This is a genomic window from Acidobacteriota bacterium (assembly GCA_016184105.1).
GTDB lineage: Bacteria > Acidobacteriota > Vicinamibacteria > Vicinamibacterales > 2-12-FULL-66-21 > JACPDI01.
In genome coordinates, this window is record JACPDI010000002.1 from 76361 (window position 1) to 84413 (window position 8053).

At 68.8% G+C, this 8053-nt stretch carries 5 protein-coding genes (1 of these 5 only partly in view); all 5 read left to right on the top strand.

All coding sequences use genetic code 11. The features are described 5' to 3' along the window. Positions 1 to 240: the final stretch of a hypothetical protein gene (locus HYU53_00535; GenBank protein ID MBI2219680.1), read on the top strand. 654 nt of this gene lie to the left of the window's left edge; 240 of the gene's 894 nt are visible here — the last part of the coding sequence; its start codon lies beyond the left edge, outside the window; the stop codon is at positions 238 to 240. Between the two features lie 952 nt (positions 241 to 1192). Continuing rightward, complete coding sequence (gene treY, locus HYU53_00540) at positions 1193 to 4162, top strand: malto-oligosyltrehalose synthase (protein ID MBI2219681.1); 2970 nt, start codon at positions 1193 to 1195, stop codon at positions 4160 to 4162. 211 nt (positions 4163 to 4373) lie between these two features. Further along, complete coding sequence (locus HYU53_00545) at positions 4374 to 5186, top strand: hypothetical protein (GenBank protein ID MBI2219682.1); 813 nt, start codon at positions 4374 to 4376, stop codon at positions 5184 to 5186. A 23-nt stretch (positions 5187 to 5209) separates the two neighbouring features. Beyond that, complete coding sequence (locus HYU53_00550) at positions 5210 to 7615, top strand: pre-peptidase C-terminal domain-containing protein (GenBank protein MBI2219683.1); 2406 nt, start codon at positions 5210 to 5212, stop codon at positions 7613 to 7615. A gap of 73 nt (positions 7616 to 7688) precedes the next feature. Continuing rightward, positions 7689 to 8053 (top strand): hypothetical protein (locus tag HYU53_00555; GenBank protein MBI2219684.1); only part of this gene is annotated, 365 nt, incomplete at its 3' end.

Sequence of the window (8053 nt, forward strand, 5' to 3'; positions counted from 1 at the left end):
TCGCGCCCTCGTTCTTCACCTCGCGGCATGCGAGCGCCTGGGGCGACGGCGTCAACCTCGACGGGCCGGACTCCCCGATGGTGCGCCGCTTCATCGTCGAGAACGCGATGCACTGGATCGACGAGTATCACGCCGACGGCCTGCGGCTGGACGCGACGCACGCCCTCGCCGATGACAGCCCGACGCCGATCGTCGCGGAGATCGTCGCCGAGGTGCGAGCCGCGGCCGGCCGGCCGGTGATGATCGTGGCCGAAGATCATCGCAACCTTGCCACGATGGTGCGCGAGCCGGAGGAGGGGGGCTGGGGGCTCGACGGGATCTGGGCCGACGACTTCCACCACATCATGCGGCGGATCCTCGCCGGAGATTCGGAGGGGTACTACGAAGACTACCGGCCGTCGGTCGAAGACCTGGCGGCGACGCTCAGGCAAGGCTGGTTCTACACGGGACAGCGCTCGCGCCACCTGTCGGCGCCGCGCGGCACGGATCCGGCCGGCATCGCGCCGCGGAAGTTCGTCATCTGCCTCCAGAATCACGATCAAATCGGCAACCGCGCGTACGGCGACCGGCTGCATCATTCGATTCCGCTCGCCGCCTACCGTGCCGCGTCGGCCGTGCTGCTCGCCGCGCCGATGACGCCGCTGCTGTTCATGGGCCAGGAGTGGGCGGCGCGGGCTCCCTTCCGGTATTTCACGGACCACACGACGGAACTGGGCCGCGCGATCGTGGACGGGCGGCGGAAGGAGTTCGAACGTTTCTCCGCCTTCCGCGACCCGGCGTTGCGCGAGCGGATCCCGAGCCCGCAGGACGCCGCCACGTTCGAGGCGAGCCGGCTGGACTGGTCCGAGGCGGCGATGCCGCCGCACGTGGGGGTGCACCGGCTGTACCGCAAGCTCCTCGGACTGCGTGAAGCGGGGCTGCGCGTGGCCGATGGCGCACGCGGGCGCGCGGCGATCGAGGCAGTGGACGCCGACACGCTGTCGATCGAGTACGCGGCCGGGGCGTCGCGCCTGCGGATCGTCGCACGGCTCAGGGGGGCGGGGACGGTGGAGCTGCCGGGTCTGCCGAGCCACGCACGCGTATTGTTCACCACGGAGGATCCCGAATACGCGCCGGGCGGCCTCCCGCCCGAGCTCTCGCGCGGCCGGCTCCACTTCCCCACGACCGCCGCGGTGGGCATCGCCTTCACCCGATGAACGGCGCACCACAGGATCGTCCCTCGCGCGTTCCGCTGAGCACGTACCGGCTGCAGCTGCACCGGGAGTTTCCGTTTGCCGCCGCGCGCGCGGTCGTGGCGTACCTGGAACGGCTCGGGATCACCGACGTGTACCTCTCACCCGTGTTCGCGTCGCGTCCCGGCAGCACGCACGGGTACGACGTCACCGACCACAATCGTTTCGATCCCGAGCTGGGGGGCCGCGATTCGTACGATCGGCTGGCGGAGGAAATCTCCGGCCGCGGCATGGGCCTCGTGCTCGACGTGGTGCCGAACCACATGGGGATCGACACCCCCTCGAACTCCTGGTGGCGCGACGTTCTCGAGAACGGCCAGTGCTCGGCGTACGCGCGATACTTCGACATCGACTGGACGCCGCTCAAGCCCGAACTCGAGGGACGCATCCTCCTGCCGATCCTCGGCCGGCAATATGGCGAGGCGCTGGCGGCGGGAGACCTGCGGCTCGTGTATTCCGACGGTGCGTTCGAAGTGCAGTACGGCGACCACCGGCTGCCGATCAACCCGCGCCAGATTCCGCGGGTGCTGCGCTCCGGCGTCGACGCGCTCCGCGAGCAGTTCGGCGAGGAGGAGGCGGACGTCCGCGAGCTGCTCGGCATCGTGGCCGCGTTCGGCAATCTGCCGCCGCACACCGCGGCCGGCGAGGACGCGATCGCGGAACGCCGGCGGGAGAAAGAGGTGCAGCGCGACCGCCTGGCGCGCCTGGTCAGCGGGTCGCCGCCGATCGCCGAGTCCATCGAGCGATCGCTGGCGGCCATCAACGGCACGCCCGGCGATCACGCGAGCTTCGATCGGCTGCACGATCTCCTCGAGGCGCAGCCCTATCGGCTGGCGTACTGGCGGACGGCCTCGCACGAGATCAACTACCGGCGGTTCTTCGACATCAACCAGCTGGCGGGGCTGCGGCAGGAGGTGCCGGAAGTCTTCGAGGCGACACACGCGCTGCTCGGTGAGCTGCTCGCCACCGGGCGCGTGACGGGCGTACGGATCGACCACCCGGACGGCCTGTTCGATCCCACGCGGTATTTCGAGGACCTGCAGCAGCTCGCGCGCCGGGCCTGGCCCGCGCATGCGGGCGAGCGGCGGCCCCTGTTCGTCGTCGCGGAGAAGATCCTGTCGCGCGACGAAGCCTTGCCGGAGGACTGGCTGGTGCACGGGACGACGGGGTACAACTTCCTGAACGACCTCAACGGACTCTTCGTGGACACCGCCGCCGCGCGAAAGATGCGGCGGCTGCACGCGAGGTTCACCGGCAGCGCGGTGCCGTTTGCCGAGATCGTGTATGCCTCCAAGAAGCTGATCATGGACACATCGCTCGCCAGCGAGCTGAACGTGCTGGCGAACACGATGGAGCGCATTGGCGAGCAGGACCGGCGGTCGCGCGACTTCACGCTGATCAGCATCCGCGACGCGCTCAGCGAGATCGTCGCCTGCTTTCCCGTGTACCGCACGTACGTGGGAGCGGGGGGCTGGACCGTCCGCGACCGGCAGATCGTCGACGAGGCCATCGCGTGCGCGCGCGAGCGCAATCCCGCGCTCGAACCGTCGGTGTTCGACTTCATGCGCGAAGTGCTGCTGCCCCGCCGCCCCGAAGACGAGCCGTACGAACCGGGCGGTCCCCGCCCCGAGGATCGGCGGAGCGGGTACCCGCCCCAGAACGAGGCCGATCGCCAGCGCCGGCTGCGCACCTCGATGAAGCTCCAGCAGTACACGGCGCCGGTGCAGGCAAAAGGCCTCGAGGACACCGCCTTCTACCGCTACAACGTGCTGCTGTCGCTCAACGAGGTCGGCGGCGAGCCCGATCGGCTCGGCCTGCCGGTCGAGCAGTTCCACGATGCGAACCGGCGGCGATCCGACCGCTGGCCCTTCGAGATGCTTGCGACCTCCACACACGACACGAAGCTCGGAGAAGACGTTCGCGCCCGCATCAACGTGCTCTCCGAGCTCCCGGAGGAATGGGGGCGCGAGGTCGGCCGCTGGCGGCGCATCAACCAGGCGCACCGCAGCCTGATCGGACGCGCGATGGCGCCTGACCGGAACGACGAATACCGCTTTTACCTGGCGCTCGTGGGGGCCTGGCCCGCCGGGCAGCCTCAGCGCCCGGACGACACGCTCGTGCGACGACTCCAGGAGTTCATGAACAAGTCGATCAAGGAGTCGAAGGTCCACACCAGCTGGATCAACGGGAACCGCGCGTACGACGAGGCGGTGGCGTGCTTCGTCGAACGGTCGCTCCGCGACCGCACCGCGCCGAAGTTTCTCGCTTCGCTGTTGCCCTTCGTGCGGCGGGTCGCCACCGTGGGGGCCGTCAATTCGATTGCGCAGGTCGTCGTGAAGCTCGCCAATCCGGGCGTGCCGGACATCTACCAGGGTTGCGAGCGCTGGAACCTGAGCCTCGTGGATCCGGACAATCGTCGACCGGTAGACTTCGACGAAGCCGGCGCCCTGCTGGACAGGGTCGACGGCGTCCTCGCGCTGACCGGCGCCGCGGAACGGGCGCTGGAGGTCCGCGGGATGCTCGACGAGTGGAGCGACGGCCGCATCAAGATGTGCGTGACCGCCGCCGGGCTCCGCCTGCGCCGCGAGTTTCCGGAGACCTTCCTCGCGGGCAGCTACGTGCCGCTCGAGTGCGAAACAACGGTGAACGCCGGGCTCGTCGCGTACGCGCGCGTGCCGGCGCACGGGCCCGCCGTGGTGGCCATCGCGCCGCGGCTCGTCGCGCGCCTGATGGGCCCGGACCTGGCGTGGCCGCTGGGGCAGGCCTGGAAGACCTCGCGCGTGCTGCTGCCCGCTTCGCTCGGCCGGCGCCGCTTTGCCGACGCCGTCACCGGTCGCGAGGTGGCGGTGGCGCACGGATCCGAGCGATCGTGGATTATTGCCGGCGAGGCGCTCGAGAGCTGCCCGGCGGCCCTGCTCGTCGAACGTTGACCCCGCGCGTATCCCCCCGCTTTTTCGGTGTTTTCAGCGCCTTAAGTCGCCAGCGACGAAGACAGAGGTCTGCCGATCGCGGCCGGCACCGCCGCATTGCGTCCGAACTGCGCGAAATCAGCAGGGCACGCTTCTGGCTTGGGCGGATGCCATTCGGCCAGATTCAGGAACATTCACCGGCGGCGATGGCCGCCCGGAAAGCGAGGGCGTCATGCGCCGTCTCCTCGTTCCGCACGTGGCGGGCCGGCTCCTGCTCGCCGCCTGCGTCCTGTGCTTCGGCGCCGCGGGCTCCGTGCGTGCGGTGACTACCCGTGCGCTCAGCTTCGACGAGCTGGTGCAGCGGTCGCCGCTGATCCTGCACGCACGGGTACTGCGGACGGACAGCTACTGGAGTCCCGCCGGCCCGTTGCCGCGCGTGCCGGCATCCGGGCAGGTGAAGGCGACGGGTTCTCCGCAGTCCGCACCCTCCTCCGCGCCATCTGCCGTTGGAGCGCCGCAGGACGTGCCGACGCGCGGCGGCAGCATGATCTTCACGCGCGTGACCGTTGACGTGATTGAAGCCGTCAAGGGCAGTGCCGATCCGACCATGCAGTTTGTCGTCGCGGGCGGCCGGGTGGGCGATCGCGTGGCCTGGGTCCCGGGGATGCCGCGTTTCGAGGCCGGCGGCGAATACGTGATCTTCCTCCGCGACGGCTACGCGCAGGCCGCCGATCCGATCACCGGCGTCCGGCAGGGGATCTTCCGCGTCGTCCGCGACGATGGCGGGAGCGCCGTCCTGAACGCCGACTTCGACTACGTCGTGGCCATCGAGGATGGCCGGCTCGTCGCGCGGCTGAACCGGCGGCGCGGGCAGCTCACGGGCGCGGAACTGCCCCTGCCCGTCGCGGCGGAACCGCCCCTGCCCGACGCCGGTGGGCCGCCGGCCGTCACCTCACCGGAGGCCCGGCGGTACTTCTCGTCCACTGAGCCGCCGATGCAGGTCGAATCGCTGCTCGACGCCATCCGCGCGCGCCTCGCGCGCTGAAACCGCGCAGAAGGAGTGCTGCGATGAACACCACGACGCGAAGACTCCTGGCCGCGCTCCTCGCCGCGACGATTGCGGCCGCAACCCGGGTCGTGACGCCCTATGTCATCGACAACTGGTGGCCGGACGGCGACAACATCGTCATGGACGACGTGTTCCTGCCGGCGGCGACCTGGTCGGCGCCGGCCCAGAACCAGCTCGCGGAGTGGAACGAGGTGGACACGACGCTCAACAATCACCCGTTCCTGATCAACCTGAGCCCGCAGTTCAGCTTTGGGGCGAACGACGGCGACAACACGATGGGATTCCTCGGCGAGGCGGGCCTCAACTCGGAGTACGGGCTCTCATACGCCTCGGCGCTCGCCTGGACGGTGTGCTGGAGCAGCGTCTTCACCGGCCGGCTCGATGAGTGCGACATGATGCTGAATCCCGCGCTGCCGTGGAGCCTGTCGCCCGATCCGAGCAACTTCTTCCAATCGACCGTGCTGCACGAGGCCGGCCACATCCGCGGGCTCGATCACTACAACAGCTACCTGTCCATGCAGAACAGCGGCGTCGACAAGCTGCTGCGGCACGAGACGCTGTACATGGACGACCGGGTCGGCGTGCGGCAGCACGCGTCGTTCGTCCCCGAGTCGGACATGGTGGCATACAGCAAGTGGCACAACGGGAGCGTTCCCCAGTGGATGACGACGAGCCCGACGACCGTCCGCGTGGGCCAGGTCATCAACTGGAACAACCTCACCGTCGAGAACCGCGGCACGACGGCGTTCGGATCGCTGTCGATCGGGTTCTACATGTCCAGCAACACCCTCATCTCCACGGGGGACACGTTCCTGAACAGCGGCTCGTGGGGATCGTTCGGGACGTTCACGTTCTCCACGTTCAACTGGAGCGCGGTCGTCCCGTCGCTCACCGACTGCGGCACGCGCTATTTCGGCGCCATCGTCGACAACACGGGGACGTACCCGGAACGATACGAGTCGAACAACAACACGACCTTCGTGAACGGCTCGGTCACGCCGGCGGCGATCTCCGTGCTGCTCGAGCGCGACGCGCTCGAGCCGAACGACTCGTTCGTGGCGCCGCGCATCGTGTCGCTGCCGCTCACCAGCCCGTCCCTGACGATCGACCAGGACATGGAGAGCGATTACTACCGGTTCACCGTGCCGTTCGCCTCGCGCGTGGACGTGACCGTCAACTTCACCCACGCGTTCGGCGATGTCGACCTGGATCTGCGGAACAGCGGCAACGGCCTCGTCGGGTCCTCGACCGGCACCGGGAACAGTGAGAGCGTCTCGGTTCATGTGGCCGCGGGCACCTACTACATCCGCGTCTACGGCTTCGGCGGCGGATCGTGCAACCGCTACTCGATTTCGGCGACCGCCACGCCGGCGCCCGTCAGCATCACGGCGACGGATCCGGGGGCGGCGGAAGTCGGCGGTAACACCGGCACGTTCACGGTGACGCGGGCGGGCGACACGTCGACGTCGCTGACCGTCTTTTACACGGTCGGCGGCACGGCCACGCCCGATGCGGACTACACGGGCCTGCCGGGCAGCGTCACGATGCCGGCCGGGTCGTCAAGCGCGCCGATCGTCGTCACGCCGGTTCTCGACGGACTCGCCGAAGGAACGGAGAGCGTCATCGTCACGCTTTCCCCCGGCACGGGCTATACACCCGAGGCGCCGACGAGCGCGACGGTGACGATCGTAGACGGCCCGGATTTCTACGTGCCGTCATTCACGGCTCCGGCCGTTTCCGGGCGCGGCGTGACCTTCAGCGTGAACGACACCACGGCGAATTCCGGTTCGCCGTCCCCCGTCTCGACGACCGGCGTGTACCTGTCGACGAACTCGGCGGTGGACGGCAGCGACACGCTGCTCGGCACGCGGTCGGTTCCCGCGCTGGCAACCGGTGCGACGCACACCGGAGCGACGACGGTCACGATCCCGCTGGCGGCCGCCGACGGGACGTACTACGTGATCGTGAAGGCGGACCAGCCGGGCGGAATCGCCGAGCCGGTGGAAAACAACAATACGAAGTTCAAGAAGATCAAGATCGGCCCGGACCTGCTCGTGTCGGCGATCTCGGCGAGCGCCTCCAGTGTTCCGGCCGGCGGCGCGCTGACGGTCAAGGAGACGACGAAGAACGCGGCGACGGCGAGCCCGGTGGCCGTGTCGACGATCACCCGTGTTTATCTGTCGGTTGACAAGGTGCCAGGCGCCGGCGACGTGATCCTCTCGGAGCGGACGGTCGGACCGCTCGCGACCGGCGGCAGCAGCGCCGGCAGCCATCCGGTCGTGATTCCCGCCGGCACGGCGGCCGGTGCGTACTATCTGATTGCGGTCGCGGACGCGACGGGGCTCGTTGCCGAGACCAGGGAGACCAACAACAAGAAACCGAAGCCGCTGACGATCACTCCATAGAATCGTCCGCTGGCTCATCCGGCGGCCGGCGCCGTTCGGGCAGGATTACAATCGTGCTATGCGGTTCCTCATCGTGGCGCTCGCGTTGGCCCTGGTGCCCGGCATCGCGTTCAAGGGCCAGGAAGAACGCAAGACCCCGAAAGACTCGATCAAGCTGGTGGTGACCGGCTGTCTGAAGGGCCGCGTGGTGAAGGCGTCACAAGTCGTCGTGCCCGATGATCCGGACGCGCCGGCGATTGACAAGGAGACGTTCCGCCTCTCCGGGCCGAAGACGCTGATGGCGGGAATCAAGGATCAGGACGGACGCCGGGTGTCGGTGACGGGTCTCGTCAGAAAGATCGATCTGCAGGAACCCGGGCTCAAGTTCAAGGGCGGTCGCATCGTCATCGGAGGTTCACCGGGCGATCCGGGCCGTCCACCGCTGCCGGAGACGGCCGA

Excerpts from the sequence above, each read along its gene's own strand:
- treY (MBI2219681.1), top strand. The coding sequence starts at position 1,193 with ATGAACGGCGCACCACAGGATCGTCCCTCGCGCGTTCCGCTGAGCACG.
- HYU53_00545 (MBI2219682.1), top strand. The coding sequence starts at position 4,374 with ATGCGCCGTCTCCTCGTTCCGCACGTGGCGGGCCGGCTCCTGCTCGCC.
- HYU53_00550 (MBI2219683.1), top strand. The coding sequence starts at position 5,210 with ATGAACACCACGACGCGAAGACTCCTGGCCGCGCTCCTCGCCGCGACG.